Here is a 24,545-nt window from a genome sequence, read left to right on the forward strand (position 1 = left end):
GCCAACCCGCACAAGAAAAGGGCGGCTCCCCGCGATGGGGAGCCGCCCTTTCTTTTGCATCGAGGGCTGAGCTTGCTCAGTCGGTGGCGAGCTTGCGCAGCACGTAGTGCAGGATGCCGCCGTGGCGGTAATATTCCATCTCGTTGGCGGTATCGATCCGGCACTTGGTGGTGAAGCTCTTCACAGTGCCGTCGGCATGGGTCACCTCGACCTCGACTTCCTGGCTCGGCGAAAGATCGGCCAGCCCCTTGATGGTGAAGGTATCGTCGGGGCCCAGACCCAGGCTCTGGCGCGTCTCGCCATTGGTGAACTGCAGCGGCAGCACGCCCATGCCGATCAGGTTGGAACGGTGGATGCGCTCGAAGCTCTCGACGATGACCGCGCGCACGCCGAGCAGGATGGTGCCCTTGGCGGCCCAGTCGCGGCTCGAGCCGGTGCCGTATTCCTTGCCGGCGACGACCACCAGCGGAGTGCCGTTTTCCTTGTGCTTCATTGCCGCGTCGTAGATCGGCATCTGCTCGCCCTCGAAGGTGGTGTAGCCACCCTCGACGCCCGGAACCATCTCGTTGCGGATCCGGATGTTGGCGAAGGTGCCGCGCATCATCACCTCGTGATTGCCGCGGCGGCTGCCGTAGGAATTGAAGTCCGCCTTGGCGACCTGATGGCTGTTGAGATATTCGCCCGCCGGGCTGTCTTCCTTGATCGAACCGGCCGGGCTGATGTGATCGGTCGTGGTCGAATCGCCGAGGATGGCCAGCAGCTTGGCATCGGTGATGTCGGTGATCGGCGCCGGCTCCATGCCCATGCCCTCGAAATAGGGCGGGCTGGCGACATAGGTGCTGGTCGGGTTCCAGCGATAGGTGTCCGAGGCCTCGACCTTGATCCCGCGCCAGTGCTCGTCGCCTTCATAGACGTTGGCATAGCGGCGCGCGAACATCTCGCGGTCGATATTGGCGGCGCGGTGGTCGGCGATCTCCTGATTGCTCGGCCACAGATCGGCCAGCATCACGTCCTTGCCGTCCTGGTCCTGACCGATCGGGGTCTCGGTGATGTCCTGCGTCACCGTGCCCAGCAGCGAATAGGCGACCACCAGCGGCGGCGAGGCGAGGAAGTTGGCGCGCACGTCGGGGGAGACCCGGCCTTCGAAATTGCGATTGCCCGAGAGGACGCTGGCCGCGACGATGTCGTTGCCGTTGATCGCCTTGCTGATCGGCGGGGCCAGCGGGCCCGAATTCCCGATGCAGGTGGTGCAGCCATAGCCGACCAGATCGAAGCCCAGCGCGTCGAGATCGGTCTGCAGGCCCGACTTGACCAGATAGTCGGTGACCACCTGCGAACCCGGCGCGAGCGAGGTCTTGACCCAGGGCTTGGGCTTGAGGCCGCGCGCATTGGCCTTCTGCGCGACCAGGCCGGCGGCGATCATCACATCCGGATTGGAGGTGTTGGTGCAGCTGGTGATCGCGGCAATCACGACATCGCCATCGCCAATGTCGTGATCCTTGCCCTCGACGGCGACGCGGTGCGGGCCGTCCTTCTTGTAGACCGTCTTGAGGTCGGTGTTGAACAGCTCGTCGACCTGCGGCAGCGCCACGCGGTCCTGCGGCCGCTTGGGGCCGGCGAGCGAGGGCACGACTTTGCTCATGTCGAGTTCGAGCGTGTCGCTGAAGACCGGCTCGTTCTCGGGGGTGAACCACATGCCCTGTTCGCGGGCATAGGCTTCGACCAGCGCCAGCGCGTCTTCGTCGCGGCCGGTCAGGCGCATGTATTCCAGCGTCTTCTCGTCGATCCCGAAGATGCCGCAAGTTGCGCCGTACTCGGGCGCCATATTGGCGATCGTCGCGCGGTCGGCGAGCGAAAGGTTCGAAACGCCCGGGCCGTAGAACTCGACGAAGCTGCCGACCACGCCGCGCTCGCGCAGCATCTGGACGCAGGTGAGCACCAGATCGGTGGCGTTGACGCCTTCGGCCATCGCGCCGGTCAGCTTGAAGCCGACGACCTGCGGGATCAGCATCGAGATCGGCTGGCCGAGCATGGCGGCTTCCGCCTCGATTCCGCCCACGCCCCAGCCGAGCACGCCCAACCCGTTGATCATGGTGGTGTGGCTGTCGGTGCCGACGCAGGTGTCGGGATAGGCGATCGCCTGGCCGCCCGCATCCTCGGTCGACCACACGCCCTTGCCGATATATTCCAGATTGACCTGGTGGCAGATGCCGGTGCCCGGGGGCACGGCGGAGAAGTTCTCGAAGCTCTTGGAGCCCCATTTGAGGAAGTCGTAACGCTCGGCGTTGCGCGCGTATTCCATCTCGACGTTGTGCTCGAAGGCCTTGGGGTGGCCGAATTCATCGACCATGACCGAGTGATCGATCACGAGGTTGACGGGGACCTGCGGATTGATCTTGGCGGTGTCGCCGCCCAGCTTGCCGATCGCATCGCGCATCGCGGCCAGATCGACGACGCAGGGAACACCGGTGAAATCCTGCAGCAGCACGCGCGCCGGGCGGAACTGGATTTCCTTGCCGGTCTTGGGATCCTTCTGCCAGTCGGCGATCGCCTGCGCGTCGGCGGTTGAGACGGTGAAGCCGCCATCCTCGAAGCGCAGCATGTTCTCGAGCAGGACCTTGAGGCTGAACGGCAGCTTCGACACGTCGCCGATCGTCTCCGCCGCCTTGGCGAAGGAATAATAGGCGTAGTCCTTGCCGTTCACCGTGAGAGTGGAGCGAGTTGCGAGCTTGTCTTGGCCGACCTGGGTCATGCGTGCGTCAATCCTTCTTATCTGGGGCCTTCATCCAACCAATGGCCGGCGCGGCGATCTGTGCCGCGCACCTGCGCCGAAAGCGGGCGAAAATCAAGGTGGCAGCAGGGCCCGAGCATGGACGGTCTGCCCTAGACGGCCCGCTGCTCGGTCGCCGGGACCATGCGATCCGTACCGGGCCCGCGCGCCGCCAGCCAGCATGCCGCGACGATGATCGCGGCGCCGGCGACGGTCGGCAGGGTCACGCTCTCGCGGAAGAACAGCCACCCGAACAGCGCCGCCCACAGGAAGCCCGAATATTCCATCGGCACCAGCACCTGCGCCTCGGCGCGGGCATAGGCCCAGGCGATCGCCATCGCCCCGGCGACGGTCAGCAGCGCAGCCAGCGCGGTGTCGAGCAGCACCGCCTCGCCGGGCCAGACGAACAGCAGCGGAGCGGCCAGCGCCATCACCAGCGCGGCGACGCCGGAATGGAAGGCGGCGATCTCGAGCGGGCGGGCGAGCTGCGACTGGCGGCGGATGACGATGAAATTATAGGCATAGAGCAGCGCCGAAAACAGAATTGCCGCGAGCCCCAGCCCGGTGTCGCGGTCGAACTCGCCATCGCCAAGTTTTCCGCCGACGATCACCAGCGTGCCCGCAAAGCCGAGGACCGAGGCCAGTACCGCTCGCCTGCGGATGATTTCGCCCAGCAGCACCCGCGCAAGATAGAGCGCGAGCAGCGGCGCGACGAAGCTGATCGCGATCGCCTCGGCGATCCCCAGCTTGGTCAGCGAGTAGAAGAACGACAGCGCCATGAAGGCCGACACGACGCCCCGCTCGAGATGCAGTTTCAAGACCGGCCAGCGCGGCCAGCGTCCGCCGAGCGCCAGCCATACCGGTGCGGCGATCAGCGTCCCGATCGCCGAGCGCAGCAGCGTGGCGCTGAAGGTACCCCCCGCCAGCGCGGCGCTCTTCATGAAGGCGTCCATCAGCGACAGGCAGGCGACCCCCAGCAAGGCCGCAGCGATCGGGAGGATACGCGATTGCATCATGCTTGCGCTATAATGCGCGAGCCGCCGCAGGGTCACGCAAATCCGCTACTAGCTCGAAGATGCGACAAACGACCGCCAGTTCACCTGCAGCTAAGCTGCGATATTGGAAGGTGGCCCGATATCGCGTAAACAGACGCCGAATGGCGCTTCCGGTGGGACTTATGAAAAATTTCAAGACGATATTGGGTTTGGCGACGGGCACGGCGATGCTGGCGGTGAGCGCTCAGGCGCAGCAGGCCGCACCGCGCAACCTGCTCCCGCCCGAGCCGGCGACGGTCCAGGAGCCGCTGCCCGATTATACGCGATTGCAGGCGGACAGCCGCGAGAGTGAGCCGCGCCCCGTCCGGTCGGTGCCGCAGGCCGCATCACAGTCGGCACCCCGGTCCGCACCCCAGTCTGAGCCGCGCCAGCCCACGGTTGCCGAGAATTTCGACGATATCGCGATGGAATCGGGCGAAGTTGTGCAGGAACTGCCGATCCTGATCGGCGAATGGTTGCTGCCGCAGGCGCAGCAGCTCGCCGGCTATATTGCCGGGATTGCGGCCGAGGGGCTCGATCCGGCGGATTACGGTGCCGATGTCCTCGCCGCGGCGATCGCGCAGGGCGAGGGGGCCGCGCTCAACGATGTGGCGAGCCGCACTTTCGTCTGGCTGGTCGAGGATCTGCGCGACGGGCGCACCCCGATGGAGGGGCGCAAGCAGTGGTTCGTGATGGACCCCGACGCCGATCGCATGCCCACCGCGCGGCTGCTCAAGGATGCGCTCGCCAAGGGCACCATCGTCGCGACGCTCGAGGGGCTGGCACCGGTTCATCCCGACTATGCGCTGCTCAAGGCGGAACTCGCGGCCACGCCAAAGGGCCAGTCGTCGAAGCGCAAGCTGATCCGCGCCAATATGGATCGCTGGCGCTGGCTGCCGCAGGATCTGGGCAGCAAGTACCTGATGACCAACGTGCCCGAGTTCCAGGTCCGGCTGACGGTGCGCGACAGGATCATCAAGAGCTATCGCACCGTGGTCGGCAAGCCGGGAAATACCGCGACCCCGCAGCTGGCCGAGATGGTCGAAGGGGTGATCTTCAACCCGACCTGGACGGTGCCGCAATCGATCGTCAAGGGCGAGGGGCTGGGCGCACGGGTGCTCGGCAATCCCGGCTGGGCCAAGGCGCAGGGCTATACCGCGACCCGCGGCGAGAACGGCTGGGTGACGGTCGTCCAGCAGCCCGGACCCAAGAACGCGCTCGGGGTGATGAAGCTGCACATGCCCAACCGGCATGCGATCTTCCTCCACGACACGCCCTCGCGCGGGCTGTTCGCCAATGACGACCGCGCGCTCAGCCACGGCTGCATCCGCGTCGAGAACGCGCGCGAACTGGCGATGACGATGGCGATGCTGGGCAATATGGAGACCAAGGAGGACATCCCCGCGATCCAGCGCGAGGTCGAGGCGATCACCGCCTCGGGCACCTACACCGCCTACGAGATCCAGAACCCGTGGCCGGTCTACATCACCTATTTCACCATGGCCCGCGATGTCGATGGCAATCTGACGACCTTCGAGGACATCTATGGCCGCGACGCGGCGGTGATGGCTTCGTTCGAGCGTCCGCGGATGGCCAATCGCTCACGCGTGCAGGGCGAAGAGATAATCCCGCTCGCAGCGCCGGGCGCCTGATCCAGCTTACCGGCTCGCCCCCTGTCTCAGGGGCGGGCCGGTCAGTAGACGCCGGGGTTGGTTCGCTGGAGGGTATTCTCGCGTTCGGGGCGCAGCAAATCGATCTGCTGCACCGGCGGGGCGATCGTGCTGCCGTCCTCGGCGATGCCGTAGCTTCCCGCCAGTACCAGCCGCCCGCCCGCCAGATCGATCAGCGCGCGGTCGAACTGTTCGGGGCCCATCGCCAGGCAGCCGTTGGAGCGGCCCAGCCGTCCCCAGCGGTCGACATGCTCGGGGGTCGCATAGCGCGCCTTGTGCATCACGATCGCGCGGTCGAGCGCGTTGGAATTGGTCGGGTCGAGCCCGTCGAGCCGGATCGACATGCCGAACCGCCCCATATACCAGCTCCGCGTGGTGTAGGCGCCGCGGCTGGTGGCGTGCGAGCCCTCGAGGTTGGAATAGCGCTTGAGCCAGCCGTCGTGCTCGCCGTCCGAGCCATCGCCGTGGCTGACGTGGTAGCTTGCGACCCGCTCGCGCTCCAGATCGACGAAGTGGAAGCGCCGCTGCGAAGAATGAAGCCCGAAATCGGCGACCCCGACGATGTCGCTGCGCCAGACATGGCTGCCCATCCGCGCCAGCTCGCTGCGGGCGAGTTCGAACAGCTTGCGGTCGCGCGGCGAGGTCCCGCCCGCCTGCGCAGCGGCGCGCAGCGGCAGCGCGGCCATCGCGCCCGCGGCAAATCCAGCCTTTATAAGATCGCGGCGTTTCATCGTTTCATTCTCTAGCAGCGTCCACCCTAGCGCAAGATGAACGCGCGAAGGTGGAGTTGGTCTCGGCCATCGCTAGCATCGATGCCGCGTGGCGCTCAGCCACTATGCGTTGATCGGAGCCGTAGCCGCCGCCGAGCGCACTCGCGATCGGCAGCCCGCGGCGCCGCGCCTCCCCGACGACGAAGCGATCGCGCGCCGCCAGCCCCTCGTCGCTCAGCGCCAGCCGTCCAAGCTTGTCGTCAACATGGGGATCCACCCCCGCTTGGTAGAGCACCAGATCGGGCGCGAACCGCCCGACGACCTCGGGCAAATGGCGCTCGAGCGCTTCCATGTATCCGGCATCGTCGGTGCCGTCCGCCAGTTCGACATCGCAATCCGAGCGCGCCTTGCGCACCGGGAAGTTCTTCTCGGCGTGGAACGACAGCGTGAAGATGTCGCTCCGGGTGGCGGTCAGGCTGGCGGTGCCGTCGCCCTGATGGACATCGCAATCGACGATCAGGATCCGGCGCGCATCGCCCTCGGCGATCAGCCGGTTGGCGGCGACTGCCAGATCGTTGAACACGCAATAGCCCGCGCCGGTGCCGTGCAGCGCGTGGTGGCTCCCCGCCGCGCTGTTGGCGGCATAACCGTGTTCGAGCGCCAGCCGCGCCGCCAGCCAGGTCCCGCCATTGGTGTGGCGCACGCGGGCCGCGATATGCGGGGTCACCGGAAAGCCGATCCGCCGCTCCTTGTCGCGCGGGAACACCTCGTCGACATAGGCGGGGTCGTGGACTTCCTCGAGCCAGCGGCGCGGCATCGGCTCGGGCGCGTGCTCGGTGACCGGTGCGCCGCTGCCTCGGAGCGCCTCCATCACCAGATAGTATTTGTCGAACTTGAACGTGCCGCGCTCGGGCGGCGGCGCCATATAATCGGCGTGGTGGACGACGTGGAGCATGGCGTCACAGGAACCCGCTGTGCTCGGCCAGGATCTTGGTCCCCAGCGCGATCAGGATCACCCCGCCGGCGCGCTCCGCCCAGCGTCCGTAGCCGTCGCCGGCGATCCGGCCCGACAGCACCCCGACCGCCGAGAGGGCGAATGTGACCACGGCGATCAGCGCCGCAGCGAGCAGCGGCGAAAGGTCGAGCGTGGGCAGAGTGATTCCGGCGGCGAGCGCATCGATGCTGGTCGCGATCGCCGCCGCCAGCAACGCCAGGCCGCGCAGTTTCGGGGCGGCCTCGTCGTCCTCGCCGCCGCGGATCATCTGAATTCCAAGGATCCCGAGCAGCGCGAAGGCGATCCAGTGATCCAGCTCCGCGACGAAGACCAGCGCCATGGCGCCCAGCGCCCAGCCGATCAGCGGCATGATTCCCTGCGCGACGCCAAAGGCGGCGGCGATCCCGATCCCGGGCAGGACTCGCGGCCGGAACCGCGCGCCCTGCGTCAGGGCGACGGCAAAGGCATCCATCGCGAGCGCGAGAGCGAGAAACAGCCCTTCGATCACAGCGCGGCGCGGATCACTCCGCCGCTTCGACGGCCTGTATGGCGGGAGCATGCGGATCGAAGGCGACCGCTTCGCCCGCCTCGATCTGCGCGGCCTTGGCCTCGACCAGCCTCACGATATGCTCAAGCATGTCCTCGCTCTGCACCGTGTGGTCAGTCACGCCCGAGAGAAAGACCATGTGCTTGCCATTGCCGCCGCCGGTGAGGCCGATATCGGTCTCGCGCGCTTCGCCCGGGCCGTTGACGACGCAGCCCAGCACCGAGAGGCTCATCGGGGTCTTGATATGCTCGAGCCGCTTCTCCAGCGCCTCGACCGTGCGGATGACGTCGAAACCCTGGCGCGAGCAGGAAGGGCAGGAGACCACGCGCACGCCGCGGGTCCGCAGCCCCAGCGCCTTGAGCATCTCGAACCCAACCTTGATCTCCTGCTCGGGTTCGGCGGAGAGCGAGACGCGGATCGTGTCGCCGATCCCGGCCCACAGCAGGCTGCCCATGCCGATCGAGCTCTTGACGGTGCCGCCGATCAACCCGCCGGCCTCGGTGATGCCCAGATGAAGCGGGCAATCGACCGCTTCGGCGAGCCCGTGGTAGGCGGCCACCGCGAGGAACACGTCGCTGGCCTTCACCGCCACCTTGAAATCGTGGAAATCGTGATCCTGCAGCAGCTTGATATGATCGAGCGCGCTTTCGATCAGCGCCTCGGGGCAGGGCTCGCCGTATTTCTCGAGCAGGTCCTTTTCCAGGCTCCCGGCGTTGACCCCGATGCGGATCGCGCAGCCATTGGCCTTGGCGGCGCGGACCACTTCGGCAACCCGCTGCGAGGAACCGATATTGCCCGGATTGATCCGCAGGCAGGCGGCGCCCTTGTCGGCCGCCTCGAGCGCGCGCTTGTAGTGGAAATGGATGTCCGCGACGATCGGCACCTCGGCAGCGCGGGTGATCTTGTCGAAATGCCGGGTCGCCTCCTCGGTCGGGCAGGACACGCGGATGATGTCGGCGCCCACTTCCTCGCAGCGGCGGATCTGGTCGATCGTCGCGCTCACGTCCTCGGTCGGCGTGTTGGTCATGGTCTGGACGCTGATCGGCGCATCGCCGCCCACCGGGACCTTGCCGATCATGATCTGACGGCTCTTGCGGCGCTCGATATCGCGCCAGGGGCGTAGGGAAGACATGGTGGCGATATAGAACGCCCAAGGTGAAGGAGCAATGACAGCGCGCGAGCGATGCGGCATGAGGCGGCGATGACCGGCACGATCGACGCATGCGACACCCAGAATCCACTGCTGTTCGGCCGCGTGATCGATGGGGCCGGCGGCGCGCGGCCGATCGAGTGGGACGAGGCGCAGAACTGGACCCCGGGAAGTTCCGAGGAGATCCTGTGGCTCCACCTAGATCGCGCCCGTCCTGGCCTCGAGGCGTGGCTGCGACGGCAGAAGGGGATGACCGAGCCCACTGCCGAACTGCTGGTCTCGGACATGTCGCGCCCGCGCGCCTTTCGCGAAGGCGATGCGCTGGTGGCTACGCTGCGCGATCTCAATTTCAATCCCGGCGCCACGCCCGAGGACATGATCGCGATGCAATTGTGGAGCGACGGCAGCCGGGTCCTGACGCTGCGCCGCGCCCCGCAGCAGAGCCCCAACGAGCTGCGCGATCTGTTCGATCGCGGCGCGGGACCGCGCGATGCCGGGGCGATGATCACGCTGATCGCCGAGCTGATGATCGATCATCTGAGCGGCGCGGTGATCGACATCAACGCCGCCATCGACCGGCTCGAGGACAATGCCGAAGATCTGGCGCTGGCGGTCCGCGCGCGCGAGATCGCCGATATCCGCCGCGAATGCCTGGCGCTGCAGCGCCATATCTCGCCCCAGCACGAGGCGCTGCAGCAGATCAGCCGCGAAGCGCCCGAATGGTTCGAGCCGCACGACCGGCGTGAGATCGCCGAATCGATCTCGCGCCTGCGGCGGCATCTCGACGACATCAACATCAGCAAGGAAAGCGCGCTGGTGCTGCAGGACGAACTGCGCGCCCGCGCGCAGGCGGTCAGCCAGAACGCGACCTACAAGCTGGGCGTGATGGCGGGCGTGTTCCTGCCGCTGACCTTCTTCACCGGGCTGCTCGGGAGCAATGTCTCGGGCATCCCCTGGAACGCCGAGCCATGGGCGTTCTGGGGCGTGCTCGGCGCCTGCCTGGCGATCACCGTCGGCATTCTGGCGATCTTCCGCAGCCAGCGCTGGCTATAGCGCCAGCGCCGGCCTCAGCCCAAAGCCCAGGCGGGCAAGGATCGGACCTTGTGGGAAACGCTCAGCCGCCCGTTTACTGCCCGGAGCGCTGCGAGGGAATGAACTCCTCGCGCACCGCCTGCGCCATCAGTTCGAGCGGGATGATCCCCTGGCTGAGCAGGAAATCGTTGAAGGCCTTCTCCTCGAAATCCTCGCCCAGCGCGATCTCGGTCTCGACCCGCAGATCGATCAGCTTGCGGTAGCCGTAGTAATAGCTCCCCGCCTGACCGGGCGAGCGGAAGGTGTAGCGATCGAGTTCCTGCTTCACCATTCCGGGCGAGAACAGCGCGTCTTCGCGCAGGATGCGGCCGGCCTCTTCGCGGGTGATCAGCCCGAGGTTGAGCATCGGGTCGAGGAAGGCGCGGGCGGCGCGCAGCAGGCGGAACTGCTGGGCGATGAACTGCCCCTCGATCGGCTCGTAGGGCAGCATCTCGGCTTCGGCATAAAGCGCCCAGCCTTCGACGTTCACGCTGTTGAAGGCGTAGAGCAGCCGGGCGAGGCTGACGCCCTGCTCGACCAGCGCGGCGAACTGCATTTCGTGGCCCGGGCGGCCTTCATGCGCGCTCAGAGTCCAGCTGGCCGCGGCGTGGTTGAAATCGTCATAGGCGTCTTCGGGCCCGGCGGTGGGATTGCCGGCGGTCAGCACGAAAGTGCCCTGTTCGCCGGTGTTGCCGATCAGCCGCGGCGGACGCATGTGCGGCGCGGGCTGCGCGGCGCTCTCGGCCTCGGAGGCGAGCCGCATCGACAGCTCGTAATCGGGCAGGCTGACGATATCGTTCTCGCGAATTTTCGCCTCGAGCTGCGCGTTCACCCCGCGATAGAAATCTTCGATCTCGTCATTGGGGATCGTGCGCTCCTTGAGCTTGCGCATGACCGAGGCGTAGTCGGTTTCCTCCCAGCCGTTCTTCTCCGCGATCTGCGGCGCGAGCGCCTCCATCTGGGCGCGGATTTCGTAGAAGCCGCGCCGCGCGCGGGCCATCGCCTCGCGCGGTTCCATGTCGATCCCGACATTGCGCAGGTTGAGCGCGTAGAGCTCCTCGGGCAGGCGCGCTTCGGGCCGGGCGGTCGGCAGCACCGTGGCGCGGGTCCACTCGCCGTAATCCGCGAACTGGGTTTCCAGCGCGGCCAGCGCAGGCTCGGCGCCCGCGATCTCGTAGCGTTCGAACAGCTCGCGGATGCCGGCGACGAAAGTCGGGATCTTGGCGATCGATTCCTCGACCTCGACCGCATAGGGTCCGAGCTTGTCCGCCCCGCGGCTGGCTTCGAAGCGCGCCTTGGCGAGTTCGGTATAGGGCTGAGTGCCTTCGGCCAGTCCGGTGTAGCGCTGCAGCAGCGTCAGCGCCGAAGCGCGGCGGTTTTCCGCGGTCTGGTCCGAGAGCATGCCGCCGATCGTGTAGAAGATGGTCTGCGGCACTTCGGACCATTCGAGCAGCAGCCGCTGGTTGAGCCGGGTCGATTCGATGCTCCGGTCGAGCGAGTCGATCAGGATGGCGAGATCCTGTTTGACGTTGGCGTTGGTCTCGGTCTCGCGCGCGGCGACGAACTGGCGGCGCAGGGCCTCTGCGCCGGCGAGGTAGCGCGCGTCGCGATCGAGCGACAGGTCGAAGGTCTGCCCGTCATATTGCTCGTAGCCCGACTGCGAGGCGCCCTCGGGGAAGAACTGCGCCTCGAACTCGATCAGCTGGGTGGTGTAGGCATTGCTGGTCTGGACCCACTGGGGTGCCGCCTCGCCCGCGACTGCGACTTCGGCCTGCGCGAGCGCGGGAGACGCCGAAAGGGCGAGGGGGGCGGTGGCCAGGGCAATAGCGGCGGCGAAGGTCTTCATCTGCAACTCCCGTGAATCTGGTGCTGCGGCCTGCGCCGCCGGGCGCCGATCCGCAAGAGGGCAAGTCGACGAAGGGCGCCCATGAGCGGACCGACGACAGGCGGCCCCTTGCCGGAGCCGCTCGATCAGTGGGCGAAATTCGCGCCCACCAGCTCCTCGGAGACGGACCAGAGCCGCTCCGCGGCCTGCTTGTCCAGCGCATAGGAGCGCACCCCGCCGGTGGGATCGGTATCGCTCTGCTCGGCGACGGCGCAGTCCTCGGCGTAGAGACCACCCTTGCCTTCGAGCTCCGTCGCAGTCGCGGCCCAGCAGGTGGTCGCCGCGCCCTGGGGGATGGATTTGAAGGTCATGCCCTTGTCGCCGGAATTGCTCTCCATCCGCTTGCGCAGATTGGCGAGGTCGTCGGGTTCGAGATGGCGCCCGAGATTGGTCATGATCCCGCCGGGATGGACCGCATAGGCATGGATGCCCTTGTCCGCGAGCCGCTGCTCGAGCGCCACGGTGAACAGGATGTTGGCGGTCTTCGACTGCCCGTAGGCTTCCCATTTGTCGTACTCGCGTTCGACATAGTTGAGATCGTCGAAATGGAGGCTGTCGAGATGATGGCCGCGGCTCGAGAGATTGACGATGCGCGGGCGGTCGCCTTTTTCCAGCAGCGGAATCAAGAGGTTGGTGAGCAGGAAGTGGCCCAGATGGTTGGTCCCGAATTGCAGCTCGAAACCGTCTGCGGTGCGCGAAAGCGGGCAAGCCATCACTCCCGCATTGTTGATCAGGAGGTCGATAGTGTCGAATCTCGCATTCGACTCTTTTCCTGCGGCACGAACAGAGTCGAGTGAGGCGAGATCGCAGACCAGCGTTTCGACCTTTGCCCCGGTCTCGTCGGCGATACTCTTGGCCGCCGCTTCGAGCTTCGATTCGTCGCGCCCCGAAAGGATGAGCTTGGCCCCCCTGGCACCCATCGCGCGCGCGGTTTCGTGGCCGAGCCCCGAATAGGCCCCGGTGATGAAGGCGGTGCGCCCGGTGAGGTCCTGATCGGCCAGAACCTCGTCCGCCGTGCTGTCGAAACCGAATTGGCTCATCGCTGTCTCTCCCAATGGTGTGGCACAAGGTTACCACGCCCGTTCTTCGGCACCACCCGCCAATTTCGGGTGGAGCGGCAAAGCCCCCGTGCTATCGCCGCAGCATGACCCGTTCCTTCACCGCTCTCGCCCTCGGTCTGCTCGCGCTGCCGGCGCTCCTCGCCACCCCCGCTGCGGCGCATGACGAGGGGACCTGGTCCTTCGCCATCCACGGCGGCGCGGGGACTTTGTCGCGCGAGAACATGACCCCCGAGCGAGAGGCGGAATACGAGGCGGCGCTGCAGACCGCACTCGACGCGGGCGCCGCGGTACTGCGCGAAGGCGGGACCGCGATGGATGCGGTCGAGGCGGCGATCCTGCTGATGGAGGACGATCCCAAGTTCAACGCCGGGCGCGGCGCGGTGTTCACCTGGGAAGGCGCCAACGAACTCGACGCGGCGGTGATGGACGGGCGCGATCGCACGGCAGGGGCGGTCACCGGGGTTACCGCGACCAAGAACCCGATCCTGCTGGCGCGCGCGGTGATGCGCGACGGACGCCATGTCTTCCTGAGCGGCGAGGGGGCCGAGGAATTCGCGCGCGAGCAGGGGATCGAGACCGCCGAGCCCGCATGGTTCCAGACCGAGGCGCGCCGCGAAGCGCTCGAGCGGATGAAGGCGGAGCAGCTGTCGGCCTATGACGTCGATCACAAGTTCGGCACCGTGGGCGCAGTGGCGCTCGACCAGGCGGGCAATCTGGCCGCCGGCACCTCGACCGGCGGGATGACCGGCAAGCGCTGGGGCCGGATCGGCGATGCGCCGATGATCGGCGCGGGCACCTATGCCGACAACCGGAGCTGCGCGGTCTCGGCCACGGGCGCGGGCGAATATTTCATCCGCGTCGGCGTGGCGCATGAGATCTGCACGAGGCTGCGTCTGGCAGGCAACACGGCGCTGGCGGAATTCGACAACGGCCTACCCGAGGGCGGCGAGATCAGGCTGACCGAAAAGCTGGTCGAAGGCGTCGCCGATGCCGTGCTCGCCGAGGTCGAGGAGCTGGGCGGCGACGGCGGGGTGATCGTGGTTGCACCGTCGGGAGCGGCGGTGTTCAGCTTCAACACCAGCGGCATGTACCGCGGCCGAGCGACCAGCGAAGGCGTCAACGAGGTCGCAATCTTCGCCGAGGAATAGGCGCTCAGCCGGCGGCCCAGCGGGCGATGATGGCCCCTGCCTGTGCCAGCGCGGCTTCGGAGGCCGGATCCATCCCGTCATGCGTTTCCGGTGCGCGGTAGTAGGTCGCGAAGGTCAGCGGCGCGCGCCCCGGGGGTTCGATGAAGCCGATATCGACATAAAGACTGCCCATTCCCGGCCAGATCGAGGTGCCGGTCTTGTCGCCCGCATGCCAGCCCTCGGGCAGCCCCGCGCGTACCCGCCGCAGGCCTGTGGGAGTGTCGTGCATCCAGCCTTTTAGCTGAGAGCCCGCTTGTGCGGCCAGCCCGCCGCCATAGAGCAAGCGCGCCAGCGTGGTCGCCATGGCCTGCGGGTTGGTGGTGTCGCGCATTTCTCCCGGCGGCACGTGGTTGAGCGCGGGCTCTGTGCGGTCGAGGCGACTGATATCGTCACCCATCCGCCGCCAGAAGGCGGTCAGCGCCTGCGGTCCGCCCAGCTTCGCCAGCAGGATGTTCGCCGCAGCGTTGTCCGAATATTTCTGCGTGAACTCGGCAAGTTCGCGCAAGCTTGCGCCGGTTTCGAGCCGCTGCGTGGTGAAGGGCGACACCGCCATCAGATCCTCGCGCGTCCAGCGGACATGCTCGTCCGCCGAGATCGTCCCTTCCGCATCGAGCTGGAGGACCATCGCCGCAAGCGAGGCCTTGAAGCTGGAGCAATGGGCGAAGCGCTCGCTCTGCCGGTGACCCAGGCCGAGCCCGGTCTGCGTGTCGAGCGCAAAGGTGCCTAGTTCGCCGCCGGCCTCGGCCTCGACGATGCGCAGCTTGGCTTCCAGCCGGGACTTCGTATCGTCCGCGAAGGGAACGCAGGCCGCGCCCGCCAAGGCGAGGCCGCCGAGCATCGCGCCGCGCCGGGTGGCCATGCTCATCCTCGCTTGCGCGCCTGCGCGTAGCTGCCGAGCAGCCGCACGCTGTTGCAATGGAAGGCGAGTTCTTCGAGTGCATGGTCCACCCGCGGGTCGCCCGGGGCGCCTTCGATATCGGCGTAGAACTTCGTCGCCGCAAAGCTCGCGCCCTTCTGGTAGCTTTCCAGCTTGGTCATGTTCACGCCATTGGTGGCGAAACAGCCGAGCGCCTTGTAGAGCGCTGCGGGCACGTTCTTCACCTCGAAAATGAAGGTGGTCATCGGCTCGGCGCCATCGACCTTCGCCGGGTCGCGTGCATCCTTGGCCAGCAGCACGAAGCGCGTGGTGTTGTCATGCGCATCCTCGACCGCCTTCTCGATGATCTTCAGCCCATAGAGTTCGGCCGCCATCGGCGGGGCGAGCGCCGCAAGTTCCGGCAGCCCGCGCTCCGCAACATGGGCCGCCGCCCCGGCGGTGTCGGCATAGGCCATCGGGACGATACCGCGCGCCAGCAGATATTCGCGTGACTGGCCCAGCGCCTGCGGATGGCTGTAGGCGGCTTCGAAGGGCCCGTCGCCTAGCGCCATCAGCGCATGGGTGATCGGCATGAAGTGCTCGGCCACGATCGCCAGCCCGCTTTCGGGCAGCAGGAAGTGGATGTCGGAGACGCGGCCATGCTGCGAATTCTCGATCGGGATCATCGCCGCGCCCGCCTGGCCCGCCTTCACCGCGTCGAGCGCGTCCTCGAAACCGTAGCAGGGCAGGGGCAGCGCCTCGGGCGCGAACTGCATCGTCGCCTGGTGCGAATTCGATCCGGGCGCCCCGCCGAAAGCGATGGTGCGGGCCGGATCGGCCTGTGCCGCAGCGCGCATCGTGTCGACCATGGCGAGGGCAGGCTGGGGAAATTTGCGCATGGCAGCCGTGCTATCGGCGCCGCCTGACCCCCGCAAGCGAATTGCAGCTCCTGCAGCCTCAGGCGCGCTGCGCGCACTTGCGCGCGGGCCACGGCCCCCCTAGAGCGGCGCGAAACCGATATCTTCACACCAGTTTGCGGACGATTCACGCATGGACGACAAGTTCAATACCGCCTCCGGATGGGTTCTCTTCGCCGGGATCGTCGCGCTCGGCGCCTCGATCGGCTCGGGCATGTATTTCCATGCCGACAATCCCGAGATGCCGGAAGAGCCGGGCTATTTCATCGACGCCCCCGAAGAGGGCGCCGGCGAGGATGCCGGGCCGGACCTCGGCATGCTGCTGGCATCCGCCGATGCCGCCGCTGGCGAAGCGGTGTTCGCCAAATGCACCGCCTGCCACACGATCGAGCAGGGCGGAGCGAACGGGATCGGTCCCAATCTTTATGGCGTGATGGGGACCGCAATCGGTGCACATGCACCGGGCTTTGCCTATTCCAGCGCGCTTGCCGAACACGGTGGGCAGTGGACCTGGGAAAACATGGACGCCTGGCTCACCAGCCCGCGCGCTTTTGCCAGCGGTACCAAGATGAGCTTTGCCGGTCTGTCGAATCCGGAAGATCGCGCCAATGTGATGGAGTATCTTTCGACCTTCGGCGGGGCACCGGCCAAGCCCGAGCCCGCGGCTCCGGCTGTTGGTGAGATTGGCGTCGACGCAGCGGGCGAAGGCCCCGGCGCGGTCGAGGGTGCAGCAGCGGATGCGCCCGAAGCCGCAGGCGCGATGGGCGACGAGCAACCGGTTCCTTCCGGTCCGGTCCAAGTGGACGAATAACCCCAGCGACTTCGTCGGGAGTCTCTGAACGGTCGTTGTTGGGTAATGGGGGCGCCGCTAGTCGCGTCCCTTGAACCCCTGCGCCACCACATACCATTCCGAAGAACCCTTGCGGCTGGCCGGGGGCTTGGCGTGCTTGACCGTGCGGAAGTGCTTTTTGAGCAGGTTGAGCAGTTCGGCGTCGGTGCCGCCCGCCAGGACCTTGGCGATGAAGGCGCCGCCCGGCGCCAGCGTTTCGATCGCATACCAGGCAGCGGCCTCGACCAGCCCCATGGTGCGCAGATGATCGGTCTGCTTGTGGCCCACTGTGTTGGCCGCCATGTCGCTCATCACCAGATCCGGGGCGCCTTCGAGCGCCTCTTCCAGTGCCTGGGGCGCGGCATCGTCCATGAAATCCATCTCGAAAATGGTGACGCCCTCGATCGGCTCGGTCGGGAGCAGGTCGATCCCGACGATCGCCGCCCGGGGCGCGACCTTGCGAACCACCTGGCTCCAGCCGCCCGGCGCGATGCCGAGATCGACCACCCGCTCGGCGCGTTTGAGCAGGGCGAATTTCTCGTCCAGCTCGAGCAATTTGTAGGCCGCGCGGCTGCGATAGCCGTCGGCCTTGGCCTGCTTGACGTACGGATCGTTGAGCTGGCGTTCGAGCCAGCGGGTGGAGGAGGCGGTGCGCCCCTTCGCCGTCTTGACCCTTCGGTCCGAATCGCGCCCGGAACGGCTCACAGATCCTGCTCCCGCATGCGCAGGCGGGTTTCGCGGCTGCGCTCGGCGACCTCGTCGGCGGCCATCAGGCTGCGCAGGATGCCTTCGCGGATGCCGCGATCCGCGACCGCGAGTTCCTTCGCCGGCCAGATGTCGAGGATCGATTCCAGGATCGCGCAGCCCGCCACGACCAGATTGGCACGGTCGTCGCCGATGCAGGGCAGGGTGCGGCGATCCGCTTCGCTCATTGTCGAAAGGCGCAGCGAGATGTCGCGCATCGAGCGCGAGGGTACGATCAGCCCGTCGACCGCGCGGCGATCATATTGCGGGAGTTCGAGATGGATGCTGGCCAGAGTGGTGACCGTGCCGCTGGTGCCCAGCAGGCGGATCGTTGCGGAATCGCGCGCGGTGTCGGCGATCCGCTCGGCGAAGGGGGTGAAGCTTTCCGAGACCAGACGGCGCATTTCGGCATAGCGCAGCGCGCGGCCGTGCCTGGTGCCATCGGGCGGCTGGACCGAATCGGTGAGCGAAACCACGCCCCATGGCACGCTCAGCCAGTCGAGGATGCGCGGCACGGGGCCACCGGGCTCGATCAGCACCAACTCGGTCGAACCGCCCCCGATGTCGAAGATGACTGCGGGGCCCACTCCGTCCTCGAGCAGAATATGGCACCCCAGCACCGCCAGCCGCGCCTCTTCCTGCGCCGAGATTATGTCGAGCGCGATCCCGGTTTCCTCGCGCACCCGTTCGATAAACGCCTCGCCGTTGGAAGCGCGGCGGCAGGCCTCGGTCGCGACCGAGCGTGCCAGATGCACGTTGCGGCGGCGCAGCTTCTCGGCGCAGACATGCAGTGCGCCCAAGGTGCGCTCCATCGCGGCGTCGGACAATTTGCCCGAAGCCGCCAGTCCTTCGCCGAGGCGCACCACGCGGCTGAATGCATCGATCACGGTAAAGTTTTCGCCCGATGGCCGCGCGATAAGCAGACGGCAATTGTTGGTGCCCAGATCGAGCGCGGCATAGGCCTGCCGGCGAGGGCTGGCTTCGTGGCGGACATGACCAGCCGATGCGTGGAGAAGGCCGCTGGAATCGCGGGCCTTTCTGTCGGGCCGGGAGGGGCGCTTGTAGCGAAAATCGGCTACCTTGCCGGACGTCTTACCCCTTCGCTTGCCAGCCGCTGTATGCAAGTCCGGCGGAGATTGGTCCGCCATGGCAAATCTTTCTGTTTCCTCCCGCGCTCCGAAAAATCCGGCGCGGGGACCTGACATGCTTGCTACAGCCGATGCCGCGCGGGAGCAAGGACTTGCGCGGCACCGCCGGGGAGCCTTGACCTGCCGGGAACTCCCACCTAGATGGCCGCCTCGCGCCGGAGCGCAGGCGAGTCCCGCCCACGCCCGGTGCCGATGCCCCGTCGTCTAATGGTAAGACTACGGACTCTGACTCCGTCAATTGAGGTTCGAATCCTCACGGGGCATCCAATATTCTCCACTATCTACAGTCGGATATGTGCATCCGCCGGTTGGTTCGACGGACCCCTGGCAGTCTCGCGTCTTTTCGCGGATCAACGCGAGTTTCGGCGAGGTCTTTGCGGCTCGATGCAACAGCGATGCAACACGCAGCAGCCGGTGGATGCGGCAAATTTCCCGTTCGCGCCGTTTCGTCCGGAACCGGCAGCGATCAGATCATCCCTCGCGCCATATCGGCGGTGGGAGCCTCGGGCGGGCCGCCATTGGCCGCGAGTTCGCGAAAGGCGCGGTTCTGCGACAGGAAGACCTTGCCGTTCAGCTCCTCGACGAAGCGGGTCCGGTTCAGCCGGTCCATCACCGGTCCTTTGACTTCAGACAGATGCAGCCCGATCCCGGCATCCGCCAGGCGATGATTGATTGCTTCAAGGCTCTCGAGTCCCGAGGCGTCGATCTCGTTCACCGCGCTGCACATGAGGATGACGTGCCGCACTTCCGATCGGTCGGCGACCTCTTCCAGCACGTACTCTTCCAGCCAGCGGGCATTGAGATAGGTCAGGCTCTCGTCGATCCGGATCGAAAGGACATGCGGCACGGTAAAAACCTTGTGGCGATCGACATTGCGGAAATGCTCCGATTCCGGGACCCGCCCGACGATGGCCGCGTGCGGCCGGCTCGCGCGCCAGAGATAGAGCAGCAGCCCGACGGCGACACCCGAGATGACGCCCAGCTCGACGCCCGCCAGCAGGGTAACGGCGATCGTAACCATGTGCGCCGCGAAATCGGTTTTCGAATAGCGCCACAGCTGGCCGGGGGTGTCGAGGTCGACCAGGCTGAGCACGGCGACGATGATCGTCGCGGCCAGCGTCGCGACCGGCAGGTGGAACAGCAACGGCGTCAGGAAGAGACTGGCCAGAGCAATACCGACCGCAGTGTAGGCGCCCGCTGCCGGGGTTTCCGCACCCGCATCGAAATTGACCACCGACCGGGCAAAGCCCCCGGTCACGGGGTACCCGCCCGAAAACGCGCTGGCGATGTTGGATGCGCCCAGGCCGATCAATTCCTGGTTCGGGGCGATCCGTTGTCGGCGCTTCGCCGCCAGCGTCTGCGCCACCGACACGCTCTCTACAAAGCCGATGATCGAGATCAGGAGGGCGGGCACCCACAGCCGGCCGATCAGGTCGAGATCGGTCGAGGGAAGGGCGAAGGGCGGCAGCCCCCGCGGGATCGCCCCGACGAGGTTAACTCCGCGATCGCCCAGATCGAATGCGATCGCCATGAGAATGGTGAGCGCCACGGCTACGACAGGTCCGACCTTCGCCGCGATGTCGGCTGCTCGCGGTTTGAGGCCCAGCCTGATGAGAGACGGTTTCAGCCCTTTACGGACCCAGAACAGAAACAGCGTCGCCGGCACGCCGACCGCCAGTGTCCATGGATTGACGGTGCCGAGGGCCGAGGCCAGCCCGCCCAGCATCTCGGGCCAGGTGTCGCCGCCGGCCGTCATCCCAAGAATGTGCTTGAGCTGGCTGGTCGCGATGAGAATGCCGCTCGCGGTGATGAAACCGCTGATGACCGGGTGCGACAGGAGATTGGCGAGAAACCCCATTCGCAGGAAACCCAGCACGGCAAGCATGATGCCTGACAAGGCCGCGAGAGTGATCGCCGCTTCGAGATAGAGCGCGGTGTCCTGCGCCGCCACCGCTCCGGCGGCGCTCGCCGTCATCAGCGACACGACCGCGACCGGCCCCACCGCCAGCGTCCGGCTGGTGCCGAACAGGGCGTAGGCGACAAGCGGCAGGATCGATGCGTAGAGCCCGACGACCGGCGGCAGGCCCGCGAGCAAGGCATAGGCGAGGCTTTGCGGGATCAGCATGATCGTGACGATCACCGCCGCGACCAGATCGTTGGTCAGGACTGTGCCGTTATATGTCCGCCCCCATTCTAGGATCGGGAAATACTGCGACAGCAAGCTGCCTTGCTTTGCCCGCCCGCCTGCGCCGGTGCCTGACACGTCCGCTTCGGGGCCGTTGCTGTCCATCAGGCAGCGGTCTTGACCTGCGGCCTAACGAGCCATTCGTGGCCCTTGAGCATGCCGTTCCAGTAGATCCATGGGAGAACCTCGGACTTGAGCAGCCAGCTGAGCTTGCGTGGACGAGTGCCGTCGATGACCCATTTCGGGAAGCTGGGCAGCAGCTTCCCGTCATAACCGAATTCGGCGAGCACGATCCTGCCGCGCTCCACGGTCAGCGGACACGATCCGTAGCCGTCATAATCGGCAACCGGCGGTTTCCCGTCGAGCGCCGCCAGCGCGTTCACCGCGACAATGGGGGCCTGCTTGCGCACGGCGGCGGCCGTCTTGGCATTGGGGGTGGATCCCGCATCGCCGACACCAAACACGTTGGGATAGCGCACGTGGCGCAGTGTGAACTTGTCGATGTCGACGAATCCGCTTTGCGCATCGGCCAGCGGGCTATCTGCGACGAATTGCGGCGCGACCTGTGGCGGCACGACATGCAGCATATCGAATTCGACCGTTTCCTCGCCCGCTTCGGTCTTGAAAGTCGCGGTCTTCGCGGGTCCGTCCACGGAGACAAGGTTCTGGTTGAGCTTCAGGGCGATGCGGTATTTCTCGACATATTCCATCAGCGCGGGGAGGAATTCCTTGACCCCGAAAAGCACACCGCCCGCGTTACGGAACTCGACATCGATGTCGCCGAGCACGCCGCGATCCATCCACGCGTCGCAGGACAGATACATCGCCTTCTGCGGGGCGCCTGCGCATTTGATCGGCATGGCCGGCTGGCTGAAGATGGCGCGCCCGGATTTCAGGTTTTGGACCAGTTCCCAGGTGTAGGGTGCCAGGTCGTAACGATAGTTCGACGTGACGCCGTTCTTGCCGAGCGTCTCCTCGAGACCTTCGATCTTCTCCCATGCAAGGCGGATGCCGGCTGCTACGATCAGAATCCCGTAAGTGACGGTGCTGCCGTCGGCCAGCGTCACCCGATTGCTTTCGGGCTGGAAAGTGGCGGCGGCCTGGCGGATCCAGCGCACCTTCCTCGGCATGACACTCGCCATGGACCGGCAGGTGACGGGCGCGTCGAAGACACCGCCGCCGACCATGGTCCAACCGGGCTGGTAGTAATGATGCTCGCTCGGTTCGACGATAGCCACGTCAAGCGCCGGGCGCCGCTTCAGCATCGAGGCCGCGGTCGCGATACCTGCCGATCCGCCGCCGATGATGACGACCTCGTGAGTAGGATTCTGGGCCATGGCGATCTCTCCGGGTGTTATCTTTGTTCCTCGCCGAGCCGCGCGCGCATGGGGGACAGGTCGTAGCCCGCCTCCCGCGCATTCGCGATGCGCTGCTCGGCGCTGAGACGCTCGGTATTGGCAAGGGCATCGAGCATGATCGATCGGGTTCCCGACCGGCAATAGGCCAGGACCTTTCGGTCTGCTTCCTCGCGGACCCTGCCAAACGCCCTGATCGCAGCAGGCGGGAACTCGCCGCCGGAAACGGGTATGTGATGGAATGCCAGTCCCGCCTTCTCGGCTGCATCGCGCATACGCTCGATGGCTGGCTGGCCTGCTTCCTCACCGTCGGGACGATTGCAGATGACCGTGCCAAAGCCTGCATCGGCGAGTTCCTGTATGTCTTCGGGCCGAAGCTGCGGCGCCACCGCGAACCGGTTCGACACCTCAGCCAGCTTCATGACCCTGCTCCTTCGAACATCCGGACAGCTCCCATTCCGGCGAGCATCGCGAGCACGAAGATCGCCGCCGCCGCGGGCTCGATGACGAGCGCGGCGATGCCCGGGCCGGGGCAAAGTCCGGCGACGCCCCAGCCGATGCCGAACAGCGCTGCACCCCCTATCAGCCGCGGGGTCAGATCCGAGCGCGTCGGCAGATGAAATCGCTCGACCAGCAAGGGTCCGGCCATTTGCGGCACGAACCGCCAGGCGATCGCCATCACGATCACGGCGCCGCCCATCACGAAGGCGAGCGTGGGATCCCAATTGCCGAAGATATCGAGAAATCCTCGCACGCGCGCCGGATCCGTCATTCCCCCGAGCGCGAGGCCGGCCCCGAACAGGGTTCCCGAAGCAAGCGAAGCGATGGCGATCCGCATCATGTCTTCCCGCACGTATTCAGGCCGAGGAGGCGGTAGGCGGGGCAGAAGCCGACGAGGCTGGTCGCCAGCAACACCCCGGCCACGATCCATGCGGCGATGGCGAGGCCGCCGCCGATCGTTCCGGTCGCCGCAAGGATGGCCAGAACGATTGCGATTGCGATCCGCAGGATACGATCGCGAGAGCCGATATTCTTCATGACAAAACCTCCATGCCCATGGCGTTCATGACGGCTACGGTCGCGATTCCCGCCGCCATGAAGGTCAGGGTCGCCACGAGAGAACGGGCGGAAAGGCGGCTGACGCCGCAGACACCGTGGCCGCTGGTGCATCCGCTGCCCATGCGGGTCCCGATTCCGACAAGCAGGCCCGCAACCACGAGCGTGAGAGGGTCGGCAAAACTGGCGTCGATGCCGCCGGCCACGAGCAAGACGACCAGCGCACCGAGCGGGAGGCCGATTACGAACATCCAGGCAGCGCTGCGGCCAATGCCGCTACCGCCCAGTCCGACGGCCTTGGCCGCCAGACCGGAGACGCCCGCAATGCGGCCCAACCCCAGCAGCATCAAAGCGGCTGCGAGCCCGATGAGCACGCCGCCCGCCAGACCGGCGAGCGGCGCGGCATCCGGGAATCCGGCAAGCGTCATACGGCGTTGACCGGAATTTTGATGTAGCTGACGCCGTTATCCTCGGGGTCGGGCAAGCGCCCACCGCGAATGTTCACCTGCACCGATGGCATGATGAGGTTCGGCATCGCCAACGTCCTGTCGCGGCTGGTCCGCATTTCGACGAATTCGTCTTCGGTCACGCCATCCTTCACATGGACGTTCTCTTCGCGCTGCTGCTTGACCGTCGTCTCCCAGGCATAGTCATCGCGGCCGGGTGCCTTATAGTCGTGGCACAGGAACAGGCGCGTATCCTCGGGCAGCGACAGCAGCCGCCGGATCGAGCGGAACAGCTTGTGCGCGTCCCCGCCCGGGAAGTCGGCCCGCGCCGTGCCGAAGTCCGGCATGAATATCGTGTCGCCGACAAAGGCAGCATCCCCGATGATGAACGCCATATCGGCAGGCGTATGACCCGGGACGTGAAGAGCGATGCCTTCGAGCTCGCCCAGCTTGAAGGTTTCGCCATCGTCGAACAGCTTGTCGAATTGCGAGCCGTCGCGTTCGAAGTCGGTGCCCGCGTTGAAGAGCTTGCCGAAGACCTCCTGCACGCGAATGATCTCGCGGCCGATTGCCAGCTTGCCGCCGAGCTTCTCCTGCAAATAAGGGGCTGCCGAAATGTGATCGGCGTGCGCATGCGTCTCGATATGCCACATCACTTTCAGATTATTGGAAGTGATGTATTCGATAATGCGGTCCGCGGAACCATTCGAGGTTCTTCCGGAAGCCGCTTCGAAATCCAGCACCGAATCGACGATTGCCGCCTCCGCGGTCTTCGGATCATGCACGACATAGGTTACTGTGTTCGTCGCTTCGTCGAAGAAGCCGGCGATCGAGGGGCGCAAACACTTGTCGCCCCGGGCGCGGGCGATCTGCTGCGATGCGAGTTCCAGCGGTCTGTCATCAGCCATCTTGCTAACTCCATTTGATTAC

Annotated in this window: 23 protein-coding genes and 1 tRNA gene; 5 read left to right on the top strand and 19 right to left on the bottom strand. The window is 66.3% G+C overall.

Features of this window, described 5'->3' with window-relative positions; all coding sequences use genetic code 11:
• Nucleotides 1–76 precede the first annotated feature (76 nt).
• Complete coding sequence (gene acnA, locus ACQ5J0_RS08795; protein WP_462567090.1) at nucleotides 77–2,752, bottom strand: aconitate hydratase AcnA; 2,676 nt, start codon at nucleotides 2,750–2,752, stop codon at nucleotides 77–79.
• A gap of 131 nt (nucleotides 2,753–2,883) precedes the next feature.
• A complete protein-coding gene (locus tag ACQ5J0_RS08800) occupies nucleotides 2,884–3,786 on the bottom strand; it encodes a DMT family transporter (protein ID WP_462567091.1) in 903 nt (300 codons plus the stop codon).
• A gap of 161 nt (nucleotides 3,787–3,947) precedes the next feature.
• Here ACQ5J0_RS08800 and ACQ5J0_RS08805 point away from each other — a divergent pair, with 161 nt between their 5' ends.
• A complete protein-coding gene (locus ACQ5J0_RS08805; protein ID WP_462567092.1) occupies nucleotides 3,948–5,456 on the top strand; it encodes a L,D-transpeptidase family protein in 1,509 nt (502 codons plus the stop codon).
• Nucleotides 5,457–5,497: 41 nt separating this feature from the next.
• On the opposite strand, the gene ACQ5J0_RS08810 is transcribed toward ACQ5J0_RS08805, so the two are convergent.
• The 4 genes from ACQ5J0_RS08810 to ispG are packed head-to-tail and all read right to left on the bottom strand — an operon-like array spanning nucleotide 5,498 to nucleotide 8,857.
• A complete protein-coding gene (locus ACQ5J0_RS08810; protein ID WP_462567093.1) occupies nucleotides 5,498–6,205 on the bottom strand; it encodes a murein L,D-transpeptidase catalytic domain-containing protein in 708 nt (235 codons plus the stop codon).
• Between the two features lie 4 nt (nucleotides 6,206–6,209).
• Nucleotides 6,210–7,139 (bottom strand): histone deacetylase family protein, encoded by a 930-nt coding sequence (locus tag ACQ5J0_RS08815; RefSeq protein ID WP_462567094.1) that lies wholly within the window; start codon nucleotides 7,137–7,139, stop codon nucleotides 6,210–6,212.
• Nucleotides 7,140–7,143: 4 nt separating this feature from the next.
• Nucleotides 7,144–7,686, bottom strand: coding sequence for a manganese efflux pump MntP (locus tag ACQ5J0_RS08820; RefSeq protein ID WP_462567095.1), 543 nt, complete (start codon nucleotides 7,684–7,686; stop codon nucleotides 7,144–7,146).
• A gap of 13 nt (nucleotides 7,687–7,699) precedes the next feature.
• Nucleotides 7,700–8,857: a flavodoxin-dependent (E)-4-hydroxy-3-methylbut-2-enyl-diphosphate synthase gene (gene ispG, locus ACQ5J0_RS08825; protein WP_462567096.1), complete on the bottom strand. Its 1,158-nt coding sequence runs from the start codon at nucleotides 8,855–8,857 to the stop codon at nucleotides 7,700–7,702.
• A 69-nt stretch (nucleotides 8,858–8,926) separates the two neighbouring features.
• Here ispG and ACQ5J0_RS08830 point away from each other — a divergent pair, with 69 nt between their 5' ends.
• Nucleotides 8,927–9,928 (top strand): CorA family divalent cation transporter, encoded by a 1,002-nt coding sequence (locus tag ACQ5J0_RS08830; RefSeq protein ID WP_462567097.1) that lies wholly within the window; start codon nucleotides 8,927–8,929, stop codon nucleotides 9,926–9,928.
• Nucleotides 9,929–10,001: 73 nt separating this feature from the next.
• Here ACQ5J0_RS08830 and ACQ5J0_RS08835 read toward each other — a convergent pair whose 3' ends face one another.
• Together ACQ5J0_RS08835 and ACQ5J0_RS08840 are read right to left on the bottom strand one after the other, a co-directional pair.
• Entirely contained in the window at nucleotides 10,002–11,792 is a 1,791-nt protein-coding gene (locus tag ACQ5J0_RS08835) for a DUF885 domain-containing protein (RefSeq protein WP_462567098.1), read from the bottom strand.
• Between the two features lie 125 nt (nucleotides 11,793–11,917).
• Entirely contained in the window at nucleotides 11,918–12,871 is a 954-nt protein-coding gene (locus tag ACQ5J0_RS08840; protein ID WP_462567099.1) for an SDR family NAD(P)-dependent oxidoreductase, read from the bottom strand.
• 104 nt (nucleotides 12,872–12,975) lie between these two features.
• On the opposite strand from ACQ5J0_RS08840, the gene ACQ5J0_RS08845 reads away from it, so the two are divergent.
• The gene (locus tag ACQ5J0_RS08845) at nucleotides 12,976–14,040 is read left to right on the top strand and encodes an isoaspartyl peptidase/L-asparaginase family protein (RefSeq protein WP_462567100.1); all 1,065 of its coding nucleotides are present in this window, start codon (nucleotides 12,976–12,978) and stop codon (nucleotides 14,038–14,040) included.
• Nucleotides 14,041–14,044: 4 nt separating this feature from the next.
• On the opposite strand, the gene bla is transcribed toward ACQ5J0_RS08845, so the two are convergent.
• Together bla and ACQ5J0_RS08855 are read right to left on the bottom strand one after the other, a co-directional pair.
• On the bottom strand, nucleotides 14,045–14,938 hold the full coding sequence (bla, locus tag ACQ5J0_RS08850; RefSeq protein WP_462567101.1) for a class A beta-lactamase: 894 nt from the start codon (nucleotides 14,936–14,938) through the stop codon (nucleotides 14,045–14,047).
• Between the two features lie 2 nt (nucleotides 14,939–14,940).
• A complete protein-coding gene (locus ACQ5J0_RS08855; RefSeq protein WP_462567102.1) occupies nucleotides 14,941–15,834 on the bottom strand; it encodes a prephenate dehydratase in 894 nt (297 codons plus the stop codon).
• 151 nt (nucleotides 15,835–15,985) lie between these two features.
• Between ACQ5J0_RS08855 and ACQ5J0_RS08860 the strand changes: the two genes are divergently transcribed.
• Nucleotides 15,986–16,663: a c-type cytochrome gene (locus ACQ5J0_RS08860; RefSeq protein ID WP_462567103.1), complete on the top strand. Its 678-nt coding sequence runs from the start codon at nucleotides 15,986–15,988 to the stop codon at nucleotides 16,661–16,663.
• A 57-nt stretch (nucleotides 16,664–16,720) separates the two neighbouring features.
• On the opposite strand, the gene ACQ5J0_RS08865 is transcribed toward ACQ5J0_RS08860, so the two are convergent.
• Nucleotides 16,721–17,386, bottom strand: coding sequence for an RlmE family RNA methyltransferase (locus ACQ5J0_RS08865; RefSeq protein WP_462567104.1), 666 nt, complete (start codon nucleotides 17,384–17,386; stop codon nucleotides 16,721–16,723).
• Complete coding sequence (locus tag ACQ5J0_RS08870) at nucleotides 17,383–18,573, bottom strand: Ppx/GppA phosphatase family protein (RefSeq protein ID WP_462567105.1); 1,191 nt, start codon at nucleotides 18,571–18,573, stop codon at nucleotides 17,383–17,385. Before ACQ5J0_RS08870 ends, ACQ5J0_RS08865 begins: the two co-directional genes overlap by 4 nt.
• Nucleotides 18,574–18,766: 193 nt before the next feature.
• Between ACQ5J0_RS08870 and ACQ5J0_RS08875 the strand changes: the two genes are divergently transcribed.
• A tRNA-Gln gene (locus tag ACQ5J0_RS08875) sits at nucleotides 18,767–18,840 on the top strand.
• A 199-nt stretch (nucleotides 18,841–19,039) separates the two neighbouring features.
• Here the strand turns inward: ACQ5J0_RS08875 and ACQ5J0_RS08880 are convergent.
• The 7 genes from ACQ5J0_RS08880 to ACQ5J0_RS08910 are packed head-to-tail and all read right to left on the bottom strand — an operon-like array spanning nucleotide 19,040 to nucleotide 24,523.
• Nucleotides 19,040–20,863 carry a SulP family inorganic anion transporter gene (locus ACQ5J0_RS08880; RefSeq protein WP_462567106.1) on the bottom strand — a complete coding sequence of 608 codons (1,824 nt, stop codon included), beginning with the start codon at nucleotides 20,861–20,863 and terminating at the stop codon, nucleotides 19,040–19,042.
• A complete protein-coding gene (locus ACQ5J0_RS08885; RefSeq protein WP_462567107.1) occupies nucleotides 20,863–22,095 on the bottom strand; it encodes an NAD(P)/FAD-dependent oxidoreductase in 1,233 nt (410 codons plus the stop codon). The genes ACQ5J0_RS08880 and ACQ5J0_RS08885 overlap by 1 nt, the downstream gene beginning before the upstream one ends.
• A 17-nt stretch (nucleotides 22,096–22,112) precedes the next feature.
• Complete coding sequence (locus ACQ5J0_RS08890; RefSeq protein WP_462567108.1) at nucleotides 22,113–22,535, bottom strand: protein tyrosine phosphatase family protein; 423 nt, start codon at nucleotides 22,533–22,535, stop codon at nucleotides 22,113–22,115.
• Nucleotides 22,532–22,951: a DUF6691 family protein gene (locus ACQ5J0_RS08895; RefSeq protein WP_462570085.1), complete on the bottom strand. Its 420-nt coding sequence runs from the start codon at nucleotides 22,949–22,951 to the stop codon at nucleotides 22,532–22,534. The genes ACQ5J0_RS08890 and ACQ5J0_RS08895 overlap by 4 nt, the downstream gene beginning before the upstream one ends.
• Nucleotides 22,951–23,151 (bottom strand): YgaP family membrane protein, encoded by a 201-nt coding sequence (locus ACQ5J0_RS08900; RefSeq protein ID WP_462567109.1) that lies wholly within the window; start codon nucleotides 23,149–23,151, stop codon nucleotides 22,951–22,953. Before ACQ5J0_RS08900 ends, ACQ5J0_RS08895 begins: the two co-directional genes overlap by 1 nt.
• Nucleotides 23,148–23,597, bottom strand: a complete 450-nt coding sequence (locus tag ACQ5J0_RS08905; protein WP_462567110.1) for a YeeE/YedE family protein — start codon at nucleotides 23,595–23,597, stop codon at nucleotides 23,148–23,150. Before ACQ5J0_RS08905 ends, ACQ5J0_RS08900 begins: the two co-directional genes overlap by 4 nt.
• Nucleotides 23,594–24,523 (bottom strand): MBL fold metallo-hydrolase, encoded by a 930-nt coding sequence (locus ACQ5J0_RS08910; protein ID WP_462567111.1) that lies wholly within the window; start codon nucleotides 24,521–24,523, stop codon nucleotides 23,594–23,596. The genes ACQ5J0_RS08905 and ACQ5J0_RS08910 overlap by 4 nt, the downstream gene beginning before the upstream one ends.
• Between the last annotated feature and the right edge of the window lie 22 nt (nucleotides 24,524–24,545).

It is taken from the genome of Qipengyuania sp. SM2512 (assembly GCF_054954005.1).